We start from the raw sequence: 23,851 nt of genomic DNA on the forward strand, positions 1-23,851 counted from the left end.
AAGTTCATTTATGCCTGAGTTGAAACGTTCTCTAGCGGTAATTGTCGGCATCGACAAATATATTAATGGCATTCCACCCCTCAAAAATGCCGTTAATGATGCGAAACAACTGGCTAAGCTACTGATAGAAAAATATCAATACGAAGTTCTGCTGTTGTTGGATTCAGATGCAACTCTCTCTGGTTACGATGATTTGTTGACTGGTTTTGCACAGAAAACACTGCCTTTTCCTGATGGAAAAAATGTGAAAGTTGAAGAAGACGATCGCCTGTTATTCTATTTTGCTGGACACGGCGAGGCCCCGGACGATTTAGACACATCAGAGGGGCCAGGGGGTTACTTAATACCCCAAGATGGACAGCAGGGCGATCACAAAACTTGGCTACGAATGCAGCGACTCCACGATGCCCTGATTCAACTGCCTTGCCGCCATCTGTTGATTATCCTCGACTGCTGCAAAGCAGGGACTTTTCGCTTCGCGACAGGCAAGCGAGAGGCAGTAAAATCTGAAAAACTATACCGAGAAAGGTACGATCGCTACACCTCCGGTTTTGCCCTGCAAGCAATTACATCAGCCGCCCACGATGAACAAGCGGCCGATTCTGCCCATAATTTTAGACAATTCGATCGCGAAATAGCAGGTCATTCTCCCTTTGCAGAACTTTTATTTAAGGGGCTAAACGGAGAAGCCGATCTTATCAAAGATGGTGCGATCACTGCCACAGAACTCTATCTTTATGTAGAAGGCGAATTATCGAAAAAAAATGCCAAACAAACTCCTGGGATTTTTGACTTCGGGCATCCCAACAAAGGACAGTATATTTTCCCCCTTCCCAATTTCGATCGCGATAAATTAGAAAAATCTCCAGCACTAGATAAAAATACTAATCCCTACAAAGGTTTAAATTCCTTTGACGAAGCAGATAGCGATAAATTTTTCGGCAGAACAGCTTTGACCGCAGAGTTAGTTAAATTTGTCGAAACACATCAGTTAACCGTCGTTTTAGGAGCTTCCGGTTTGGGAAAATCTAGTTTAGTCAAAGCTGGATTGATGCCCGAATTAAAGAAGAGTCCACATTGGCGGCTTTTGCCTCCTATGCGGACTGAAACATCTCCCTTCTCTGCTTTAAATGATGCCCTGAAAAAAGCAAATTTTCCGACTTTAGAGATGGTATGCCAGATTAATTCTGCAAGTTCAAAAATTACGAGTCAAGAAAGCCACACTACTTTATGGTACAAACAAGTTGTGGAAAAACTATCGATTAACTTGACGGCATGGGTAAAAAAATATCCTGACTCCAAACTGCTACTGGTAATTGACCAGTTTGAAGAATTAGTGACTGGCAAGTTGGACGAACTAGAACGAGAAATGTTTTTGGATGGATTAGCAAAAATGCTTCACAATTTTGCTAATAGCTTGCGAATTGTGGTGACGCTGCGAGATGATTTTGAATATCGATTCAGTAATAGCGCTTTAGAAAAATATTGGGAAGCTGCGAAATTCGAGCGACTGTCGAAAACAACGATAACGCGGGAGGAATTGCGGGCAATTATTGTGGAACCTGCAACAGCTAAGGTAATAGATTTTGAACCAAGTTTAGTAGAGAACCTAATTGATGAAGTGACAAATATGCCAGGATATCTACCTTTGCTTTCTTTCACCCTCAGCGAACTTTATCTTAAATATATAGAAGGTGTCGCATCCGGAAAAACTAATAATCGAGTCATTACTAAAGAAGATTATGATGAGTTGGGAGGAGTAGCAAAAAGTTTGACGAATAGAGCAAATGATGAATATCAGAAATTAGTCGAAAAGAATAATGCCTACACTCAAACAATTCGCAATGTCATGCTGCGGATGGTGGCGATCGGCGGGAGTGAGTTGGCTCGCAGACAAGTGCTAGATGCTGAATTAGACTATCCAGAACCCGAAGAAACTGCGCGAGTTCAAGAGGTGATTGAGCATTTTTGTGAGGCACGGCTGCTGGTGAGAGGAACAGATATTAATGGCAATAGATATACTGAACCCGCTCACGATATTCTAGTGCGACAGTGGCCGAAGCTTCAGGAGTGGAAACATGAAAAAGAGGGAAAGTTAAGGCTGCTGCGGAAATTGACAGATGCTGCTAAAGAATGGAACGATCGCGAAGAAGCTAAGCTAAGCGGTTTTCAAGCAAATGTGGAAATTCTGCTCGCTCGGTGCGCTCGCGCTTTAGAATTTTCGGAAAATTTGAGCAACAGAGTTATTGGTAAATTAGTTAGACTGTGGCAGCAAACATCGGATAAACGAAAGGATGTTCAAGATAAACGAGAAGACTTTCTTTGGCATACAAATCCTCGGCTCGATTTATTAGAAGAGCAACTCAATTCAGATGAAATTTGGTTTAACAAGCTAGAAGCTGAGTTTGTACACCACAGCGTCGAGCGAAAACACCGCAATCGTCGTGTGTGGTGGAGTGGTGCGATCGTCCTATTGGCAATATTCAGCGCGTTGAGTTTTGGGGCTGCGATCTATTATAAAAAAGCACAAAACGCCGATCGAGATGCACAGAAAGCCGATCGAGATGCACAGAAGGCCAATCGAGAAGCACAAAAGGCTAAAATCGATGTCGATACACAATCCTCAGAAGTCAACTTGAGAGCGAACGAAGATATCAATGCCTTAATCGATAGCTTGCGAGCAGTAAAGTCTTTACAAAACCCATCTTTTCAATTATTAAATTTAGAAACCCAACTTCAAAAGGAAGTAAAGTTAACACTGCAAAAGGTAGTTTATACAGCGAAAGAACGCAACCGCTTTAAAGGACATTCTGACGAAGTTGCTAACATTATCGCAAGCTTTAGCCCGAAGGGCGATATTTTAGTTTCTGCTGGAAGTGACGGTACGATATGCTTGCGGAATTTGCAGGGTAAATTGTTGAAAACATGGAAAGAAGAGCAAAGTCAAATTTTGAGCATCAGTTTTCGGTTCGACGGTCAGCAATTTGCTACTGCGGGACAAGAAGGTACTGTCCGCCTTTGGGATTTGCAGGGTAAATTGTTAAAAGAATGGAATCCAGGTCTAGGTTGGATCAGGAGTATTAATTTTAGTCCGAAAAGTCAGGTATTGGCGATCGGAGGAGAACAAGGTACTCTCTTGTGGAACTTGCAAGATGGAAAGTCGAAAAAATTGCCAGAACCAAACGAAAATTGGATATGGAACGTTAGTTTTAGCCCGGATGGACAGCGATTGGCTAGCGCCGGAAGAGACGGTATAGCACGCTTGTGGGATTTGCAGGGTAAGTTGTTGAAAGAATTCCCAAAGCAAGGAGATAACCTGAGGAGTGTCAGTTTTAGCCCGGACGGAAAGATCCTCGCGATCGCAGGAGATAACCATAATGTTCGCTTGTGGAACTTGCAGAACAAGCAGTTAGTAGAACTGCAATACTTTTTAGCCTTGAAAGTCAGTTTTAGCCCAGACAGTCAGCGACTGGCTATAGCAGACGACGACGGCACTGTTAGTTTGCGGAACTTGCAGGGCGAGTTATTGCTAAAGTTGACAAAAAAACAATGGTCTGTCAGTACCATCAGTTTTCATCCAAAGAATCAGCTATTAGCGATCGCTGGAGAGAACGATACTGTTAGCTTGTGGGACTTAGAGGAGCGACCCCTGGCAGAATTTAAAGGGCATCAAAGTCAGGTCAAAAGTATCAGTTTTAGCGCCGACGGTCAGCGAGTGGTTGCTGAAGAAGATAAAGGCGCTGTACGCTGGTGGAACTTGCAGGGTCAACTTTTGAAACCGAGCAAAGAAAAGCAACCCCCCACCGGGGACACTTGCAGGCTTTACGGTAAGCTAGTCGTTAACATAGAAGGAGACAAAGCCTACTTGCGCGACTTAAAAGGCAAGTATTTGGCAGAAACAGCATCCGGTTCTCTAAGCGGGATCGAGAGCTTCAGTTGCAGCCCAGATGGTAAACTATTTGCGATCGCAACAGAAGACAGCACTGTCCGCCTGTGGGACTTGGGTAACAAGTTTAAAAGACAAAATCGCCTAGTTCTCAAGCAGGTAACGCAATGGTCTGGGGAACAAGGCGCGATTGCATTTGTTCAATTTAGTCAGAACAGTAAGCAAGTGGTAACAGGCGGAAATGACGGGACTGTCCGCTTGTGGAACTTGCAGGGCGAGTCTTTGGCAACCTGGAAAACAGATCTAGGCAAAAACTCGACCGCCAGTGTTAGCTCTGACGGCAAGCTGCTAGTTACTGCTGGATCTTATGGCAATCCTAAGTTATGGCAAATTGAAGAATCATTGGATGAACTGAGAAAGCACGGTTGCTATCTGGTAAAGGATTATTTAAACAATCCTAATGCCAATCTCAGCGAAGAAGACCGCAAGTTGTGCGATGGTATTGGCAATTCTCAGCGGTAGATATGAGTTGTTAAAAGCGGATCAGTAGTTCTTTTCATCCGCTTTTCAGCGAAGCATTTGCCAGCTTGTAGTTTAGGGCGACACCTAGCCAAAAGTATAGGTTTTTCCCCCGACTGAGGGTCTGGTGTGACCTGACCATTTAGCTAACTTAAGACTGAACTAAAAGCTAGGAGTTTTAGGGATATGATTCTCTTAAGATTGAACCTGGGTAAGGAAGACAAGCCTAAGACCAGATGTCAATTATAATTTTGGAGTGAATCATGAACAAATATATCGCTTTAGTCTTAGCGGCCATGACAGTATCTCTGAACACTACATCCTATGCTAAAGTGTTCGACACCACATCAAAATCCTCTCTCGCCAATACCAAGAATTCTAATCTGGTCTCTACAAACGATGTTCATTGTGAAATAGATAGGACGGAAGTAGATAAAAATGCTGAGCCAAAGCTAGTAAATTTCGCTAACAATCTGCCTGATTTATGTAAGAAAAAATATCCAGAGATTAAACGTTTGCTCGTTAAAGGTGCTTACCAGCCTCCAAGTAATATACAGATTATCTTCAAGAATGGCAAGGGTGCTGCTCATACCGTAGGGAATGAGATAACTCTCTTTATCCCCTACTTTAAACAGCAGTCAAATGATTATGGGGCTGTAGTTCACGAGATGGTTCATGTAGCGCAGAATTATCAAAAATCTGTACCAGGATGGCTTGTTGAAGGTATAGCAGATTACATTCGATTTGAGATGGGTTACAGCGATTCGTCGAAACTCAGTTGTCACAATAATCAACACTATAGTTCAAGCGTCTATTCGTGCGCTCCTGCATTTGTAACCTACATAGAGAAGACAAATAATGGAGTAATTGCCAAGCTGAATGCGGCTCTAAGACAAGAAGGGTATAACAATGGTCTACTTTCCAAATACACTGGCAAGACCGTAGAACAGCTATGGCAGGAATGTAGAAAGAATGATTGTCAAGGCGGAGCAGCTCATCAGTAGTTTGGGGCGACACCTAGCCAAAAGTTTAGGTTGCTTCCCCCCTTTACGGTCAGTTTATGCCCGATCTTTTGTATAGGCTGAACACTCAACTATGAGTTAGACCCTTTCTTGGGTTTATCGCCGTACAGTAGTTTTACAGAGGAACCACAAGCAGAAATAGTCAAAAAACTTGTTGGTGACTTTCATAAGGTAATGATGTTACCCAAAAATCCGGAGCTACTATGTTTAAACTTTTGAAACTATATCCTAACAAGACTAGCTTTTTTGTCGGAAACGCTATAGGTTTATGTACTTTTGTCTTGAGTACATCTCTTTGTGCTTTTTTCACTGTATGCACCGACACTAACCTACAGAATAACCCAAACCCTTACAATCCCGCCGCTCCTTTTGCAACATTTGTAGGTTCACTTGTCGTTGGTATATATTGCAGTTGGCTCGTCAAAGGCAAACTCAAACTTTTAGTCGGTTGTTTGGTTACATTGTTAACTTTATTCGCTGTATTGAAGAGTGGTATTAGAGGAGTTTTTGATACACTTGTAGGAGGGGAAAGCTTTCTGAGTCATTCGCTACTTTATGGTGTTATTACCCTTGTACTGGTTTCTGGTATAAGCCTTTTGAAGAAGCCAGTAGATCAAAATTAATTGGCAAACTATCTCTACCTTCTTCTGTCACGTTACTAGGAATTTATAATAAGAACGAATGGCACACTAACCTATTGGTTGATGTAGCTGGGCGATCGCAATTATCCGTCTGTTGGGAAATTCGCTGGTTTTTCGCCGATAGCCCCAAAAAACCTCCCCTATCGCCGATTCCATGCTAAAACAAGTTTAAACTCATGCGGAGCCTTTTGAAATGACTCACTTCGGCATCCTCTGTCCCACAGCCAACGGCAACCTCAACCCGATGACAACATTAGGTAGCGAATTGCTTCACCGAGGCTATCGAGTCACCTTATTTGGTTTCCCCGATGCTGCATCCACCACCTTAGCAAGCGGCTTGGAATTCCAGTCATTAGCTGAAAATGAATTTCCCCTACAAGTACTCATGCGGGCATGAATACAACCTTAGAATCCTTGAGCAATGGAGTACCAATGGTAGCAATTCCTGTGGCGAATTACCAGCCGGGAGTGGCAGCGCAGATTGCTTGGACCGGTGTTGGCGAAGTGGTTTCTTTGAAGGAATTGATCCTTCCTAAAGTACGATCGACAATTGAGACAGTCCTAACCCAAGAGTCGTACAAACAAAGGCCGATCGCCCTCCAAGACGCGATCGGGCGATCGGGCGGAGTCAAGAAAGCAGCCGATATTATCGAACACGTTGTATTGACTCGAAAGCAGATCTTGGCTGAAAAATAGCCGCAGACTGTGGTAAGATTTTGTGCTTTAACTGAAACCACAGCCCCTAGACAAACCATAAGTAAAGCAGTAGCCAGGATTTTTAACTGTTTGGGTATCACACTTAAGCAGTCGATGTTAAGTCATTTTAGAGAAGTTTGAAATTGAGACAGTGTTGCTTGTGGGCGATTGCAAGGAAAAAGGCAGTCGTCGATGCGATCGCAAAATTTCCAGCAATGGTTTCAGCAATTAATAACGTCCAGTGAAACCTCGGCGGTTGCTATAATTCCAAATAATCAAATCAGGATTAAGCGTGTCACCAGCAAACTCTCAAGAACAAACGCCTCTATTAAATGCCTTGCGCGATCGCACAAATCACCCGCACGCCCCATTCTACGCCCCCGGACACAAAGGCGGACAAGGAATCTCTCAACCCCTAATTGACTTATTCGGTGCGGCAGTATTTAGATCGGATTTGCCCGAATTGCCGGAGTTAGACAATCTCTTTAACCCAGAAGGTGCAATTGCCGAAGCTCAATACTTGGCCGCCGAAGTATTTGGAGCCCAATCAACTCGGTTTTTGGCTAACGGTTCGACTTGCGGAATAATCGCTGCCATTTTAGCGACTTGCGGCCCAGGAGATAAAATTATCCTACCTCGAAATATCCACTCCTCGGCGATTTCTGGTTTAATTTTATCGGGTGCAATTCCAATCTTTGTCAATCCAGAGTACAACCCGGATTGGGATATTGCCAACAGCATCACCCCAGAAGCCACAGCCGCAGCATTAGAACAATATCCCGACGCGAAAGCAGTAATGATAGTTTACCCAACCTATCACGGCGTCTGCGGGGATTTGCAGGCGATCGCCCAAATTATCCATCAATACAACATACCGTTATTAGTAGACGAAGCCCACGGCGCGCACTTTAACTTTCATCCAAACTTGCCAGAATCGGCACTATCAGCCGGCGCCGATTTAACAGTACAATCGATCCACAAAACCCTCGGTGCAATGACACAAGCATCGATGCTGCACGTCAAGGGCAATCGCATAGATATCCAAAAATTAAACAAAGCATTGCAGCTAGTACAATCTACCAGTCCCAGCTACTTATTATTAGCATCCCTAGACGCAGCCCGCCAACAAATCGCAATCCACGGCAAAGAGTTAATGGCGCAAACTTTACAGCTAGCAGAAAAAGCGCGATCGCGCATCAGTCAAATTCCCGGCTTATCTGTTTTAGAACCATTAAATACTCCCGGTTTTGCAGCATTAGACCGCACCAGGCTAACAGTAAAAGTATCAGATTTAGGAATCACAGGATTTGCCGCCGATGAAATTCTGCACTCTCAACTCGGTGTGACGGCAGAATTACCAATGTCGCAACATCTAACATTTATTATCAGCTTGGGAAATACAGAATCCGATATTGACAATCTAGTTAAAGCTTTTACGATTTTAGAAGGAAGAAGGAAGAAGGAAGAAGGAAGTTCGGCAACGGATGTAACAGATGTAACGGATGTCAGGAAGAGGGAAGAAGTCCGAAAGAAGAAGTCCGAGAGAAGAAGTCCGATGTCCGATGGAAGATTTGCCCAATCTCCCACTCTCCCAATCTCTCCCTCTCCCCCTCTCCTTTCCCCCCGCGAGGCCTTCTTTTTCCCAGCGGAAACAGTACCCGCAGACAAAGCAGTCGATCGCCTGTGCGCCGAACTCATCTGTCCCTATCCCCCAGGAATACCAGTCCTGATGCCCGGTGAAATCATTACCCCAGCAGCCGTTGACTACCTGCAACAAATCCTGGCCGCCGGCGGAAGAATCACAGGTTGTAGCGATAGAAACCTCCAAACTCTCAAGGTTGTGCGACAGTAAATATTAAGGCTTGGGGGAAATTGGGAGAATTTCTACTTCTTCCGCGAGTTCCAACTTCGGTCTTGCTTCACTCAAAAATCAAAAATCAAAAATATAACTATGCTTTGGCCCTACGTCACTCCAGGCATCCCGGATGACTTATTTGAACGTTTACCGGGAATTCCCATGAGTAAGCGAGAAGTCCGACTGCTGTTAATCTCCCACCTGCGGCTGCAAGCAGATTCAGTGGTGTGGGACATCGGTGCAGGTACTGGTACGATCGCAGTAGAAACAGGTTTGCTGTGTCCCAAAGGTCGCATTATCGCCGTCGAAAGGGACGAAGAAGTAGCAAGCTTGATTCGCAGAAATTGCGATCGATTCGAGCTCGACAACGTAGAAGTCATAGAAGGCAGTGCCCCGGAATGCCTGGAAAACCTGCCCCAACCCCCCCACCGAGTCTGCATCGAAGGAGGTCGCCCCATTAAAGCGATTCTCCAAGAAGTGTGGCGCTACTTGCCACCCCACGGTAGAGTTGTCGCCACAGCATCCAATTTAGAAAATCTTTACGCCCTTTCCGAAGGGTTCGCCGAGTTACAAGTCCGCAACATCGAGGTAGTCCAGTCCGCCGTCAACCGCTTGGAGACTCGCGGCCTCAGTCAAACCTTCGCCGCCGTCAATCCCATATTTATTCTCAGCGGCGAAAAGCTCGATTAGAAGGAAGAAGAAGGCACGACACGAATTGTGACACGGATACACGAATTAATTCTGTAATTCTTAATCTTTTTTAAGTTCACTTAACCTTCATACTTAAGAATAGGGGCCACCATAGCTGGATTGACCGCCTAACTTGAGATATTGGATAACGGATGGGGGATAAGGGTTATTTGTGCAAGGGATCAACTCGTGATCTAGAAAAATCCAAAATCCAAAATCCAAAATCCAAAATCGAATGATCCACCGCCGTCTGCAAGAGAAATTCATTTTATGCCTTGGTCTCGTATCCTGAGTGGAATAGTTGCGATCGCCCTTGCTTTGGGAATGATTATTATGGGCGGATGGTACTTCACCGTCGGCTTTGGAGTCATCGTCTACCTAGGCCAATTGGAATATTTTCAATTAGCCAGGGCTAAAGGTATTGCACCCGCTGCCAAAACTACCTTAGCCGTCAGTCAAGGGCTATTAATTACTGCCGCCCTAGCACCGGAACTCGTAGATGCCATGTTCCCCTTAGCGGGAACCTTAATTTGTTTCTACCTGTTATTCCAGCCTAAATTATCGACGATCGCCGATATTGCCTCCTCAGTTTTAGGATTGTTCTACGGCGGTTATTTGCCCAGCTATTGGGTACGGCTGCGAGTCGGCCTCGACCCAGGGAATCTTGCTACAACCCAACTTTCGCAAGCAGTAGCAAGCAATTTGCCGGTTAACATTTACCCGTCCCCGTCTTGGACAAATTCCAGCCACATATCTTTAGGATTGACTTCGCTGCTGCTGGCTTTCTTCTGCATCTGGGCCGCTGACATTGGGGCTTATTTTGTCGGCAAATTCTTCGGGCGCACTAGCCTATCCCACATCAGCCCCAAAAAAACCGTTGAAGGTGCCGTATTTGGAGTTTGCGGCAGCATCGCCGTGGCAGCCGCTGGGTCTTGGTATTTACACTGGCCGGGGTGGCCGTATACTGGGGCTGCTTTTGGTCTGTTGATTGGGGTTGCTAGCCTGTTGGGAGATTTAACTGAGTCGATGATGAAGCGAGACGCCGGCGTTAAGGATTCGGGACAGTTGATCCCCGGTCACGGTGGCATTCTCGATCGCACCGACAGTTATGTTTTTACCGCGCCCTTAGTCTACTATTTTGTGACTTTATTTTTGCCCGCAATCGACTCTTTTTTAATTAATTGGTAATTGGGAATTGGGGATTGGGAATTGTAATTGGGAATTGGTAATTGGGAATTGGGCATGGGGAATTGGGCATGGGGTATGTATTCCCAGCCTCTACCGAGGAACCAGGTTAAAGTCAACTGTAAACTGTTAACTGTTAACGAACTAAGGCAAAACTGTAATTCCTCCCCGACAAACAATCTCCCCCTGACTCAAAATCAATTCTTCAATCTCAACTTCCGGCCCAAAATCAATTTTAAAACCATTGAAATCACTGCTCTTTAATTCTCCATCCATTTCGATTTCTGGTGATTCAAACATCAATTCGCGACCGCTGGCTATCCGCAAACCCGTCCGCAATACCAAAGGAATTTGCCTACCGCCAGCGCGCAAAATTGCAGCCGAAAGCGTCAACAAACCCGCCTCAATTGCAATCTGCGAATTTTGCAACTTCAGCGACTGTTCCCTATCTGTCAGTGGCAGCATTGGCAGCAAAAATTCGCTTAAAGCATCAGCCAGCAAAGGCGCTTTCAGCGACGCATTCAAATCCGCTTGGCTAAGCCTCAAAACGCCTGCCACGGGAACAGATTCCAGAAGGCGTAGGGGTTGGCCTTTGAGAGCTTGACCGAGGTTGATGCGAATGCCACAGCCCTCTATGGCAACTTCAGTTAGGTGTAGTCCTTTATACACAGCACCGCGAGCGGCAGCCGTGACTTTGGGGATCGCACCGCTGAAGATTTGTCGATCGCTCCCCTCAATTTTCACCTTCAACTCGTCCACCTGCTGAACTTGCGATCGCAGCCACAACTGCACAGCCGGAGACAGCACTGCGCTCGCGATCCGGCTGCCTGGACTCGCCGAAGGTCTCCCGGGTTCCTCGCCGAGATTAACAGTCCCACCACAGCCACCAGCGGTATCTGTATTGTCAAATTGAAGAGAGTTTCGATCGACAGTCATAAACAATTTCAGAATATAAACCTTAATATTCAAGCACATAAATTTAACTAGAACTTGCACATCCAGCCTCAAAAACCCGGTTTCTACACAAATATACGGCTATCAACCTCTGATTTTCGTGAGAAACCGGGTTGATGAACACAAGTCCGATTAACTCCAAAATCAAGCATCAATCTGGCATCAGCAACGCCAGAAGCAGAAAAATTCTCAGCTTTCTCCCCTTGGGAGATTGGGGTAATTCACGAGTTGTGCGATCCCGATGAAAAATTTGCGATCGAGCGTATAAATTTAACCAGGAGTACGGGATTTATGGTAGTGTTGGTTTATGGTCGGGTCAGACCCACACCTTTCAAACCAGCCGCAAACCAACGGTGCAAACCTGTGCCTGCCGCGAGTCTTTTCGTCGTAGTTTTTGCACAGCATTCAGGGTAATGCCATCAGGACAATCTGCACCGGGCACAAGGACAATCTGCACTCTTGCCGGGCGTCCTGTAATAATTGGTCAGCATTATAATTTATTCCCAACCAGGAATTGAGCATTGCTAGTACGGTTAATCAATTAACCGTGTCGTGTTTCCTCCCCACCGTTCGCTCGTTGGGGATTTCCACACTCCCGTCATGTCTGATGAAAGGCTGCAAAAAATCCTCGCCCAGTGGGGCATTGCCTCTCGCCGTCTTGCAGAACAGATGATTGTAGCTGGACGAGTCCGAGTTAATGGCAATATTGTTCGCTTAGGAGAAAAAGCGAATCCCGATCGCGATCTCATCCAAGTCGATGGAGTCCCGGTGAAACCATCGGATCGACCCGCAAAGGTCTATCTGTTGCTCAACAAACCGGCAGGCGTAGTTTCTACTTGCAGCGATCCAAGGGCCCGATCGAAAGTTCTCGACTTGCTGCCACCCCAACTGCGCTCCGGTCAAGGCATCCACCCCGTAGGACGCTTAGATGCAGATTCCACCGGCGCCCTCTTGCTCACCAATGATGGTAAGCTGACATTTTGTTTGACCCATCCGCGTCACTCGATCGCCAAAACTTATCAGGTTTGGGTGAGCGGCGATCCCCCGGAACCCATACTACAAACGTGGCGTCAGGGCATCATCTTGTCCGGCAGAAAAACTTTGCCCGCGAAAGTTAAAGTTCTCGATCGCGCGCGAGACCAAACTCTGTTAGAAGTCATTCTATCAGAAGGCAGAAACCGACAGATTCGGCGAACGGCCGAACAGTTGGGATATCCCGTGGTGCGCCTGCACCGCACAGCCATCGGCCCGATTCAATTGCAGCGGCCCGGTTCGCCAATATTGCCACCCGGCTGCTGCCGACCCCTAGAAGATGCGGAAATTATTTATTTATGGAATCTAGTCAACCTAACATCAATAAGCGTGCCAGTAAATTCCCAGGAGCACAGCATATGACAAAGAATTTATTGTTTTTATTCTTCAAAACCACTAAGCAGAAACTGCACTCCCAAGAGCCAGAAACAGCTCAGAAGAAGCTAGCGGAAATAGGAACTCAACTCCGCCAGTACCGCGAACAGCAGTCGATTTGTTTGGACAAAGTAGCCGTGGTAACAATGATTCGGCGGAATCTGCTGCAAGCCATCGAGGACGGTCAACTCGACCAACTTCCCGAACCCGTCTACACTCAGGGTTTGATCAAGCGCTACGCTGAAGCAATGGGTTTGGACGGAACTCAGTTTGCCGACTTTTTCCCGATCGAACCGCCACCCCGATCGAGAACCAAGCTATCCTGGCAAGATGGGCCTCAGTTGCGGCCGATGCACCTCTACCTCTTTTACACATTTCTAATTATCTGTTCGGTCAATGTCTTATCTCAGTTGATGAGTGGTTCTGTTACTGCAAAAAACGGTGCGGGAGCCGAAGAACTAGCGCTTGGGCAGCAAGAACAAGCCCGTTTAGCTGGTGGGGCATCGACTTCCTCACAAAATCAGAAACCGGATAGTTACGAGGCTGTCGAAGCAGTAAGAACCGGTCAAAATTTAAATAAATCTGGCAATAAACCAGTGATGGTTAACGTCACTTTTAAAGCAGAATCATGGATGCAGGTTGAAGTCGATGGTAAAACAGAGTTTGAGGGAACTTTGCCGACCGGGACTGTTCGCACCTGGGGGGCTCAAAAGCAATTGGTAGTGGTAGCAGGTAACGCCGGTGGGGTAATGGTTGCCGTTAATAACGGACAAGCCGAACCACTCGGAGATCCTGGAGTCGCCAAAGAAGTTGTTTTTAAAGCAAACGAACTCAAGCCTTCAGCACCGCCCAAGAATGAAGGTTGAGTGTTAATTGGTAATTGTTAATGGGTAATAAATAGGTAATAGCGGGCAGTCCACAGATTTTAATGAGAATGTCGGTCTTTATTGACTTCTTACCCATTACCAACTACCCATTACCAACTACCCCTTCTACATTTTCAATGTTTATTAGGAGCGCGCCCGGAGATGTAAGTCATAGTTTTGAGCCGATCGCGCACTTCCCAATTCAAAGCTTCGGGTCGATACCGCCAGCCCCAATTTCCCTCTGGTTTCCCCGGAAAATTCATCCGCGCGTCAGTATCTAAACCCAACAAATCTTGAAACGGCACAATTGCCATATTAGCAATAGAAATCCAGCCCATGCGGATTAAAGACCAGTGAATTCCTTGGGGATCGATGCAGCCCAAATAACGCAAAACCTCATCTCTTTCGTAGTTTTGCAGTTGATTGAACCAGCCGACAGTCGTGTCGTTGTCGTGGGTACCGGTGTAAACTACGCAGTTGCGATCGTAGTTGAAAGGCAAAAAAGGATCGCCAGGGCCCGCGCCAAAAGCAAACTGCAAAATCTTCATTCCTGGAAACTCGTATCGATCGCGCAAAGCTTCCACTTCTGGAGTAATTACCCCTAAATCTTCAGCGATAATCGGCAAGTTGCCAAACTTCTCGTTAATTAGATCCAACAAAGCTGTTCCCGGCGCTTTAATCCACTCTCCCTCGATCGCAGTTTCTTGTCCGCGCTTCACCGCCCAGTAAGCCTCAAATCCTCGAAAGTGGTCGATCCGAGTCACGTCTACATAAGAGAAAATCGCTTCAAAACGCTGCACCCACCAGTCGAAATTAGTTGCTTGCAACTTCTCCCAATTGTATACGGGGTTGCCCCACAATTGACCTGTATTACTGAAGTAATCTGGGGGAACTCCTGCCATTAAAGCTGGTTCTCCGCTGGCTTCATCCAAGCAAAATATTTCTGGATGAGACCATACATCGGCGCTATCGTGAGCTACATAAATCGGAATATCGCCAATAATTTTAATGTCCCGCATATTAGCATAGCGTTTCAACTCCGTCCACTGGCGAAAAAACTCAAACTGAACGTATTGGTAGTAATAAATCTCAGCATTTAGCTGCTGACGCCACTTCTCTACTGACTCTGGTTTTCGACGGGCAATTTCTGGTTCCCAATTGTTCCAGCTAACACCGCCAAAGTGATCTTTTAGTGCCATAAATAAGGCGTAATCTTCCAGCCAATTCTCTTTGCTTTGGCAAAAACCTGAGAATTCTTTTTGCTGGATCGGGGATGCTTTAGCTTTGAAGTTTTCGCAAGCTTTTTTGAGCAAAGGCACTTTCAGCGCGATCGCTCGATCGAAGTCTACATAATCCAGCGGAAATTCTGGCAAATTAGCGAAGTCTTCATCTCCGAGCAATTGCTGGTCCCGCAGCAGTTCTGGGTTGATCAGCAGCGGATTTCCCGCCATTGCTGAATAGCACGAATAAGGAGAATTGCCGTATCCTGTCGGCCCCAGCGGCAATACCTGCCAGTATTGCTGGTCGCTCTCTACTAAAAAGTCAATAAAGCGATATGCTTCTATTCCCATGTCTCCAATGCCAAATCGACTGGGAAAGGACGTGGGGTGGAGTAAAAGGCCACTCGATCGGGGAAAAAGCATAATCTATCTAAAGATATAGGAATTTAACATTGACAATTTGACCTATCTTCCCTACTAATTAAACTTGGTAGTTTTGAGGGAGATTCTCAGGGCAAATTCTTTTGTGATTGTCTCATATTTTCTGCGATAACGTGCTTACCAAATATTTTTATAACACTCTACTCACAAGTCCTGAGTAGAAAGGAAAACATCACAATCTTAAGTTATGCGATCGCCCTGCTTTCACAGCTAGGTTTTTTTACCCAGACTCGTTTGCTGCAACAAAGTATTTTGCTTGAGCGTACCCGGTTTCTGCTTAATCTTTAAATATACTTTTCTTTTGTTTTCGCCCCCTCTCTCTGCAGTCGTAAATTGTCCGCCAACAATCAGCCATCACTTAAGCAGAGCCAATGCACAAATTAGCCGGCTGTTTTGTATCTCAAAAAACAGCCGGCTGCGAAATTACTGGTGATAATGCTTAGTTCACGCTTGCTTGTTCAACATTTTCTGCACTTGTTTGAGAGCTATAGCGCCGACGTTGTAAGCAGCCCAGCCGCCCGCCAACAATACGGGCATCAATACTATTAGTATGCGGAAGTCAAAATCCATGAGTTCTCCTCCTAAAGTTTTTTAACAAATTCTCATAATCTATTTGTATCTCATTTTGTCGCCATTCTCCTGACTCTTTAACCAAATATTCGGGAGACACAGGAGGACATCGCTCCGCAAGAATTGAGAGCGAAAGCGAAACTCCTAGGCGGGCGATCGGCATTCGCTGCACTAATTATCCCACAATCTGTTTGGCAATCCCTTCCACCACCTTAGTTAGAGGGTCGTTAGGGAAGTGCAGCGCAAACACCCCCTTGCTGGCGAGCAGCATCATCTTGTCGCTGTGGGGCAGTACCCCTGCCACTGGGATTTTGTAAATACTCTCTACTTGCTGCTTCAAATCCTCGAAATCCAGCGATTCTGGGGCTTTATTAATCGTCATCAAAATCTTGGGAACTTCTAATTTGCGGGCCACATCTACCGTGACAGCCGTTCCCTGAAAATCTTGCTGATCCGGACGCAGAATCAGCAGGAGGATGTCGGAAATGGTGATGCTGAGGAGGGTTTCTTCGTTGAGCCCCGGGTGCGTGTCTATAAATAGGTAGTCTAAGTTCAAAACCTCGATCAGTTCTTGAAAGCCGTCGGTAAGCAGTCCCACATCGTAGCCTTCCCGCAAAACTCGCGCTATCTCCCCTGCTTTAATGCTCGAAGGAATCAGGTAGAGGCTGCCGTTACTGGCTAATTTTGGCAGTAGCGAACTCACATTGTAGGCCGTATCGGCGATCGGACACCGGCCCCACAGGTAATCGTTCAGGCAACGATCCATGTTGCTCTCGCTGAAACCGAACAGCACGTGAATCCCTGGTGATTGAATGTCTGTGTCCACAATGGCGACCCGATTTCCGCCGCGAGCGATAATAGATGCCAGGTTTGCTGTCGTGTTCGATTTGCCAGTTCCGCCCCGGTAAGAGTGGACAGAGATGATTTTGGACATGATCTGCGTAGGAGGGTAAGAAACCAGGAGAACTCATTATGATGCAATTTTCGATGCATTCTAGTCCTCTGTCATTCTTCCTTGCCCCCCAAATCCTCCTTATCTGTTAAACTATCAATTTTTTCATCTTTTATCATCTTTTGGGCGCCCCTGCGCTGCCGCATCTGTTTAGCTTTGGTTTGCAAATCGCTGAACTCGTCATCATGTTTAGTTTCGGCTGAACTAGCACCACAACGGGTATCGTTCGGGACACCCGTTGGAGAACCGCTTTCCGATTCAGTCACGGCGGCGCGCTGCTTCTGCTGTTTGGCTTTTTCCTGCAACTGAGCTAGGTATTCGTCGGTTTGACTTTCGACCTTTGGAAGCTCTGGGGTAATGGCAATTATTTCTTGGGGTTCGGAAGGTGCTTTTTCAGAGGTTTCTTGTTTGCTAATCCTCAGTTTATCTTTCTTTTGCTGCAATTCTTTAAAGAAATCAGATTCTGTGATTTCTGCGACTTGCTGTTCTTTTTTGGCTTGGTCTATTTCGATTTTGAAGACTTGTTTAACTCGATCGCTAATTGCTTTCCCGTATCCGGCTTTATTAAATCTTTCTGCTGATACAATGCTACCGCCAGTTAAGATTAATGCTAAGGCTGGCGCTGCTACAGGCACCCACCCTCCTAAGAGAAAAATCCCAAAGCCGAACGCGCAGCACCCGGACAGCAGTGCTGCGAATGTCACTGTCAACTTCGCTGGGTGAGCCATCCGCGATGCCAACGTTCCTCCGACAATTGACCATGCCGAAATCCACAGGATTTCTGCCCATTCCGGCCAAAACCACAACATCGGTCTGTTGTCTAAAACGGCACTCAAAATTTGGCTGACTACTTGTGCGTGTGCCACGATACCAGGCATGAATTGGTTGCTTTGCTGTCGCCCACTGTAAGGAGTATAAAAGAAATCTTTAACGGTTTCTGTGGTGTAACCGATGAGCACTATTTTATCTTTAACTAAATTCGGGTCAACTTTCCCTTCTAAAACATCGGTGATTCTGACTTGGTTTGCGACTTGCTGCTTGGAACGATAGTTAATTAATATTTGATATCCCCTGACATCGGCATTTTTGTATCCTCCGTCATTGCTTGCTAGTTGTTTTAATTGGGTTTTTCCCAGCCATAAAGATTGATCCGGGGCGAGTTTGGGAGAGATTTTTTGCCCTTGCAGGTAGCGGAGTGCTAGCTGGAGGTTGAAGGAATATAAAACTTGAGAATCGTCATTGCAAAGATGTTTTTGGGCCGAGGAGTTGCCCTCAATGGTCGGCGGTTTCATAAATAATAAAGCCCTGCGGAGTATGCCACCCGGATCGACTCCGAAATCTGCAAATCCCACCCGGTTTTCTGGCAGCCCCGGCGCAGGTGGAGAACCTGGATTGTCGGGGTTCCCGTCGGTGACTAAACATACCCCGATAATACGATCGCTTTTTTGTAAAATTTTAGTTAATTCCTGGCGCCCGTCTCCTAATGGTACGTCTCGCAGTACATCTAAACCGATGACTGCCGGCTGCATTTTGTCGAGTTTTTGTAAGATTTCAGCTATTTTGCGATCGGATATTGGCCACTCTTTCAGTTTCTGAATGTCTGCTTCGGTAATCCCCACAACTAGCAAACGCGAGTCTGGCTGTTCATCGGGACGCCACCTCACCATTTGGTCGTAAGCGCTTAATTCTACTGGTTCGAGTATTCCTAGCTGTCTGGCACCCATCAAGGATAATGTTACTGCCGCGCTGGCAAGTAATACAGACTTAGCCAATGCTAGTGATGGTTTATACATTTGACTCAATTGAGCCACTGTCGATCGAATGTTGTTAGATATTTTACTCATTATCCCAGCATAAAAGTTTGACTCGTTTCTGGAACAGCAGTTGTTTCACATTTTCCGCCTGCTGGAGGCTTCCTCCATCTTAGAACACTCGGAAACTGCGACCACTTTGTTACAAAAATTTACAGTACATCGCAAGCAACTGTATCCAATGATACTTGTGGCATAGGCAACCTGATTTTTCCGACAGAGAATCCCCTTGCCGCTCGAATTAATAAATGTTATTGATGATATGTCAAGGTATAAATTGTGTATCTGCGCCCTCGACTAGCAGCTCAAAAATATTTGTCGCCATCAGCCAATGCCTGTGTTTGAAATTATAGTGAAAGGTACAACAAAATGAAACGTTTTCTACATCGGGCTACACTTGCGGTCGGCGTAGCTGCGATCGCAGCTACCATACCCAGTTCACTTACACCGATGCGCGCACAATCTCAGCCGCTTTTACTGAGTCAAAATGTTAATTTCAAGCCTCCCGACGTAACAGCCCCGGCCGGCCGACAGGGAGGGACACATCGTGGCAACAAGCTTTGTCCAGCGGGTTTATCTATTACTCCTTTAGTGCCTCCAACTAATATCGGTTTAACCCTAACAGATTCTCCCACAATTTTTGTCTATATTCCTAACACCTCGCCCGAAATAGAGTTTACTTTGCTCAACGAAAAGGAGGACAAAGTGGTCTATGAAAAAACCTTTAAACTAGACAAATCCGGGATTGTTGGAGTTAGTATTCCGGCTACCGTGGACAACAACAAATCCCTTGAAGTTGGCAAGCGATACGTATGGTCGTTTTCGCTAGTTTGCGACCCCGAAGACCGAGCTGCAGATTTAGTTGTTAAAGGGTTCGTGCAGCGAATTGAACCGCAGGCAACTCTCAAGAGCGAGTTGGCAAATCCCGACCCGATGACTAGGCTCAACGTTTATGCTCAAAATGGGATTTGGTACGAAACTATCGCTACTTTAGCCCAAATGCGGCGTCAAACACCGGGGGATGTGAAGCTGACAGACAAGTGGATGCAATTATTGCAGTCCCAAGGACTGGAATCAGTTGCAGCTCAACCACTGGTTGCGCCTCTTTAAATCTCGCTATTTCGGGAAATTTTGTCGGTCAGCCGATGGCGATGTGAAAATTGACCCATTTACTCGATCGCGCCCGGAGCTAAAACTCCGGGTTAACATTTAGAGATACGCTCTATAAATATTTCTACAAGTTGGTGGAAAAATGAAACGTTTTATAAATTTTACTGCACTGGCGATGACTGTATTGGCTATCGCCGTTACTCTCCCCAGTTTGCTGACACCGATGCAGGCTGTGCCTTCACCCATTCTGCTGAGTCAGAATGTTAATTTCAAACCTCCCGATGTAACAGCCCCCGACAACCGGCAAGGGGGGACACATCGAGGCTGCCAGTTACAAGATGGTTTATTCATTACTCCCTTAGTACCTGAAAGCAATATTGGCTTAACGCTAACAGAGTCGCCAACATTTTTTGTATATGTTTCTCAACCTTCGGCTCAAGTAGAGTTTATTTTGCTAAACGAAGATGAATCTGAAGTAGTCTACGAAACTACTTTAAAAATAGACAAGCCCGGAATTGTGGGAGTTAGGCTTTCTGAGAAAGGCAACACAAAAAATATTGAGGTTGGTAAGCGATATGTGTGGTCGTTTGCACTAGCTTGCGATCCTCTGGAGCGTTCCGGAGATTATATTGTTAAAGGAATCGTGCAGCGAATTGAACCGCAGGAAACTCTCAAGAGCGATTTGGCAAATCCCGACCCTATGGCTAAGGCGATCGCTTATGCTAAAAATGGGGTTTGGTACGACACTCTTGCGACTCTCGCCGAAATGCGGCGCCTCGCACCCGATGATTCGCGGCTGACGACCGAGTGGACGCAATTGTTGCAGTCCCAAGGACTAGAATCGATTGCCGCTCAACCGCTAGTTCAGTCTTTTTAATAACGACTGTTCACCAATCATTGCTGAGTGTTTGCATAGTCAATTCTTCAATTATTCAATCCAGTAACCGAAAGCAGCTAGGGTACAAGCCCCCGTCTTTATCCTGGCACAACCAAAAAATAGTATCCGATAACCAGTCCCCGGATTCATCAGTGATATCCCTTTGTTCAATTCTCAAATTCTTCAATTCTTCAATCCAAAATCTAAAATCTAAAATCTAAAATCGATTGATGGCTAATAACTTTCCGACAATTCTAGCTCTTGATTTTGACGGTGTGATTTGTGACGGACTAATCGAATATTTCCAAACTGCTTGGCGTACCTACTGTCAAATTTGGAAACCAGTCGAAACAGTACCAGATCCAGATTTAGCTTTGAGTTTTTACCGAGTGCGGCCCGCCATCGAAACTGGTTGGGAAATGCCGCTGCTAATCCGCGCACTGCTGACAGGAATTTCCCCAGAGCAAATTTTGCTGGAGTGGCCAGATATTGTACCACATTTGTTGACCGAAAATAATTTGAAAGCGCAGTCTGTCGGCGCTAGGTTAGACGGATTGCGCGATAATTGGATTGCTGAGGATTTAGCTGGCTGGCTGTCTTTGCACCGCTTTTATCCAGGGGTTGCGGATCGCTTGCACTCGTTGCAGGAGAGTTCGGTGAAAGTGGCGATCGTCACTACAAAGGAAGGTCGTTTTGTGCGGGAACTTTTGCAGCTAGCAGGCGTACAAATGCCGTCAGAGTTGATTTTTGGTAAGGAATACAACAAGCCGAAACACCAAATTTTGCGGGAATTTTTGGCCGCGTCTGGCAAAGATTCGACTATTTGGTTTGTGGAAGATCGGTTAAAAACTTTGCTGTCGGTGAAGCAGCAGCCGGATTTATCTCAGGTGAGGTTATTTTTGGCTGATTGGGGTTACAATACTTTGCCAGAACGGGAATCTGTGGCTCAAAATCCACCAGTTCAATTGCTTTCTCTGTCCCAGTTTGCCGGAGATTTTGCAGATTGGCTGCCGATCGACTGTTGATGTTAGATTTGTTGACAGGTGTGATTTTTTTCGCTATTCAGAGTCAAAAAAAATCACAAAATTTTACATCTTTTTTGTTGACTTTTGCGGCGTATACATGGTATTTTAATATAATGGGATGCTGGCAAAAATATTATTTTTGTTACCATCCCATTATAAGATAAATATAACAGAAATTCCTCAAAAAAGCAAGAATCTAGTCTAAAAAAAATGTGTTTTTTTTAGACTATTGCAGGTACTTCTGACCTCAAAAACCAGGTTTTTTTACTACTATTTATTCTGGCTGGTATGAAATATTTTAGTTTATTAAACCGCGTGTATGACAAAAAACAACCTTCGGCACAAAAAAATGAAAAGTGTTTTGATAATTTCTCAGCTTGAAAGCTTTCTAATATTGAGACTTAAAAACAATGCTCGATTTAACTAAAGCAGCCAAGGCAATGCAGGGAATGAGCCAACATTTGAATGTGGAAGCTCACGCCGCTCGCCAACGTTTGGAAGTGGCTCAGAATTTGCTGGTAAAGGCTGCAGCGGAACAGGAAAAATTGGTGGAATTGCAAGAGAATTGGCGCGATCGCACTTTATTCAATGCTGCCACGCCGATCGAGCCCTTAGACGATCGCACCTACATCACCGCACCCCCCGCCTCTCACACAGTCTTTGCCACAGACGGATCGCAAATTTCCCCCAACCATCACGAAATAGCTTACTGCTACCTGCTAAACGTCGGCACAGTCATGCTGCACTACGGGCAAAGCCGTCACCCAGTTTTAGACAGCGTGCCGGAGGTTTTCTACAAACCAGAAGACTTGTACGGTTCGCGACAGTGGGGAATTAGAACCGAAGAATGGATGGGATATCGGCGCGCAGTTTCCGAAGCAATTGCCTTGGCAGAAATGGGCTGCAATTGGGCAAAAGTTAACGACAATAAATTGCCCGCGCCAGCTTTAGCAATGGTAGACGGTTCCCTGATTTATTGGTTTTTGGAACAGTTACCCACCGATGCGCGCGATCAAATTTTGCTGCCAATTTTAGAAGCTTGGGACAAGTTGCGTTTAGCAGGAATTCCGCTGTTAGGATACTTAAGCGCTTCTCGCAGCAGCGAAAGCTTATCTTTTTTGCGGTTTGAAGCTTGCACCCACGAAGTACCAGACTGCATGACAAATTGCCCGAACGTCGGATTTGCCGCCACAATTTCTTTCGCCGAAAAAGCACCTTGTCAAGAATTTGAACCTTTGCGGGATGCCATCTTGTGGGCAACAATCCTCTCACCGGGACAAAGAAGCCCTTTGTGGAAATCCCAAGCTCGAATTTTAGATTTGTACGGCGTTAATTCCGTCTATTTCTGTTACGTTCACGTCGGCACAGAAATTGCTAGAATAGAAGTGCCGGAATGGGTAGCACAAGATACAGCACAGCTAGATTTAGCATTAGGAATGATGCTGGCTCAAGTACACAAAGGCGGCGGGTATCCGGTGACGCTAGCAGAAGCTCACAATCAAGCGGTAGTCACGGGGGGCGATCGAAGTCGCTTTTTCGCTTTGTTAGAGCAGCAAATGATTAAAGCCGGCTTAAAAAATGTCGGAATTTCTTATAAGGAAACACGGAAGCGCGGCAGTATTGCTTAAAGTAATAAGTAGAGTAATCTTGGACGCAGAAACCAGGTTTTTACGGAAATATTGCATTTAACACAGATAAAAAACCCGGTTTCTGTGGTATTGATGCGTAAGCTATGTAGAGTTAAAATAAAGTTAAAAATGTTATATGCCAATAGAACTAATTATCTTAATTGCCTCGTTACTTGTATCTTGGCTGGTGTTTAATTGGGCTTTTAAAGTGTTGAAAGCCAGCATCGGGACAGCGATTGCTTTAGCAGCAATTGTGTTGGCGATGCAGTTATTGTTTGGCATCGGCCCAAATCAGCTTTTCCAACATATAATTCACTTGCCGGAAACCCTGGGAAAAATGATTTCGGGCAAGTGATCCGATTTAAAATTTGAGATTTGAGATTCTTTTAGATACCCGACTTCTTCCAGAAGCCGGGTATCTGAGGATTCCGAGAATTTTCCCTCTTCCGACTTCCATCGGACTGACATCCGTTACATCCGTTACATCCGTGGAGCG

19 protein-coding genes are annotated in these 23,851 nt (G+C 45.6%); 14 read left to right on the forward strand and 5 right to left on the reverse strand.

Annotation, left to right across the window (positions count from 1 at the left end):
* Window positions 1–10 precede the first annotated feature (10 nt).
* The 7 genes from QUA24_RS11590 (at window position 11) to QUA24_RS11620 (ending at window position 10,497) form a co-directional block, all read left to right on the forward strand.
* Complete coding sequence (locus QUA24_RS11590; protein ID WP_333229738.1) at window positions 11–4,408, forward strand: nSTAND1 domain-containing NTPase; 4,398 nt, start codon at window positions 11–13, stop codon at window positions 4,406–4,408.
* 260 nt (window positions 4,409–4,668) lie between these two features.
* Window positions 4,669–5,409, forward strand: a complete 741-nt coding sequence (locus QUA24_RS11595) for a basic secretory protein-like protein (protein WP_333229740.1) — start codon at window positions 4,669–4,671, stop codon at window positions 5,407–5,409.
* Window positions 5,410–6,261: 852 nt separating this feature from the next.
* Window positions 6,262–6,465, forward strand: a complete 204-nt coding sequence (locus tag QUA24_RS11600; RefSeq protein ID WP_333229742.1) for a hypothetical protein — start codon at window positions 6,262–6,264, stop codon at window positions 6,463–6,465.
* Entirely contained in the window at window positions 6,462–6,764 is a 303-nt protein-coding gene (locus QUA24_RS11605; protein WP_333229744.1) for a hypothetical protein, read from the forward strand. Before QUA24_RS11600 ends, QUA24_RS11605 begins: the two co-directional genes overlap by 4 nt.
* Window positions 6,765–7,056: 292 nt before the next feature.
* Window positions 7,057–8,616, forward strand: a complete 1,560-nt coding sequence (locus QUA24_RS11610) for an aminotransferase class I/II-fold pyridoxal phosphate-dependent enzyme (protein WP_333229746.1) — start codon at window positions 7,057–7,059, stop codon at window positions 8,614–8,616.
* 99 nt (window positions 8,617–8,715) lie between these two features.
* Window positions 8,716–9,309, forward strand: a complete 594-nt coding sequence (gene cbiT / locus QUA24_RS11615) for a precorrin-6Y C5,15-methyltransferase subunit CbiT (protein WP_333211772.1) — start codon at window positions 8,716–8,718, stop codon at window positions 9,307–9,309.
* Window positions 9,310–9,579: 270 nt separating this feature from the next.
* Window positions 9,580–10,497, forward strand: a complete 918-nt coding sequence (locus QUA24_RS11620) for a phosphatidate cytidylyltransferase (protein ID WP_333229748.1) — start codon at window positions 9,580–9,582, stop codon at window positions 10,495–10,497.
* Between the two features lie 141 nt (window positions 10,498–10,638).
* Here QUA24_RS11620 and QUA24_RS11625 read toward each other — a convergent pair whose 3' ends face one another.
* Window positions 10,639–11,430, reverse strand: a complete 792-nt coding sequence (locus tag QUA24_RS11625) for a DUF2993 domain-containing protein (RefSeq protein ID WP_333229750.1) — start codon at window positions 11,428–11,430, stop codon at window positions 10,639–10,641.
* Between the two features lie 618 nt (window positions 11,431–12,048).
* Between QUA24_RS11625 and QUA24_RS11630 the strand changes: the two genes are divergently transcribed.
* Together QUA24_RS11630 and QUA24_RS11635 are read left to right on the forward strand one after the other, a co-directional pair.
* A complete protein-coding gene (locus QUA24_RS11630) occupies window positions 12,049–12,843 on the forward strand; it encodes a pseudouridine synthase (RefSeq protein WP_333229753.1) in 795 nt (264 codons plus the stop codon).
* Complete coding sequence (locus QUA24_RS11635) at window positions 12,840–13,721, forward strand: RodZ domain-containing protein (protein WP_333229755.1); 882 nt, start codon at window positions 12,840–12,842, stop codon at window positions 13,719–13,721. Before QUA24_RS11630 ends, QUA24_RS11635 begins: the two co-directional genes overlap by 4 nt.
* A gap of 134 nt (window positions 13,722–13,855) precedes the next feature.
* Here the strand turns inward: QUA24_RS11635 and malQ are convergent, their stop codons facing one another.
* The 4 genes from malQ to QUA24_RS11655 form a co-directional block, all read right to left on the reverse strand.
* Complete coding sequence (gene malQ / locus QUA24_RS11640; RefSeq protein WP_333229757.1) at window positions 13,856–15,364, reverse strand: 4-alpha-glucanotransferase; 1,509 nt, start codon at window positions 15,362–15,364, stop codon at window positions 13,856–13,858.
* Between the two features lie 462 nt (window positions 15,365–15,826).
* The gene (locus QUA24_RS11645) at window positions 15,827–15,952 is read right to left on the reverse strand and encodes a photosystem II protein Y (RefSeq protein ID WP_333105443.1); all 126 of its coding nucleotides are present in this window, start codon (window positions 15,950–15,952) and stop codon (window positions 15,827–15,829) included.
* A 175-nt stretch (window positions 15,953–16,127) separates the two neighbouring features.
* Complete coding sequence (locus QUA24_RS11650) at window positions 16,128–16,886, reverse strand: MinD/ParA family protein (RefSeq protein WP_333229759.1); 759 nt, start codon at window positions 16,884–16,886, stop codon at window positions 16,128–16,130.
* 71 nt (window positions 16,887–16,957) lie between these two features.
* On the reverse strand, window positions 16,958–18,748 hold the full coding sequence (locus QUA24_RS11655; protein ID WP_333229761.1) for a CHASE2 domain-containing protein: 1,791 nt from the start codon (window positions 18,746–18,748) through the stop codon (window positions 16,958–16,960).
* Between the two features lie 336 nt (window positions 18,749–19,084).
* Here QUA24_RS11655 and QUA24_RS11660 point away from each other — a divergent pair, with 336 nt between their 5' ends.
* The 5 genes from QUA24_RS11660 to QUA24_RS11680 all read left to right on the forward strand — a co-directional run bounded on the left by QUA24_RS11660 (window position 19,085) and on the right by QUA24_RS11680 (window position 23,710).
* Complete coding sequence (locus QUA24_RS11660; protein ID WP_333229763.1) at window positions 19,085–19,825, forward strand: DUF928 domain-containing protein; 741 nt, start codon at window positions 19,085–19,087, stop codon at window positions 19,823–19,825.
* A gap of 142 nt (window positions 19,826–19,967) precedes the next feature.
* Window positions 19,968–20,702, forward strand: a complete 735-nt coding sequence (locus tag QUA24_RS11665) for a DUF928 domain-containing protein (RefSeq protein ID WP_333229765.1) — start codon at window positions 19,968–19,970, stop codon at window positions 20,700–20,702.
* A gap of 230 nt (window positions 20,703–20,932) precedes the next feature.
* The gene (locus QUA24_RS11670; protein ID WP_333229768.1) at window positions 20,933–21,727 is read left to right on the forward strand and encodes an HAD family hydrolase; all 795 of its coding nucleotides are present in this window, start codon (window positions 20,933–20,935) and stop codon (window positions 21,725–21,727) included.
* Window positions 21,728–22,137: 410 nt separating this feature from the next.
* Window positions 22,138–23,355 (forward strand): DNA double-strand break repair nuclease NurA, encoded by a 1,218-nt coding sequence (locus QUA24_RS11675; RefSeq protein ID WP_333229770.1) that lies wholly within the window; start codon window positions 22,138–22,140, stop codon window positions 23,353–23,355.
* 136 nt (window positions 23,356–23,491) lie between these two features.
* Window positions 23,492–23,710, forward strand: coding sequence for a hypothetical protein (locus QUA24_RS11680; RefSeq protein WP_172184703.1), 219 nt, complete (start codon window positions 23,492–23,494; stop codon window positions 23,708–23,710).
* Window positions 23,711–23,851: the final 141 nt, after the last annotated feature.

The organism is Microcoleus sp. Pol12B5 (genome assembly GCF_036701335.1).
GTDB lineage: Bacteria > Cyanobacteriota > Cyanobacteriia > Cyanobacteriales > Microcoleaceae > Microcoleus.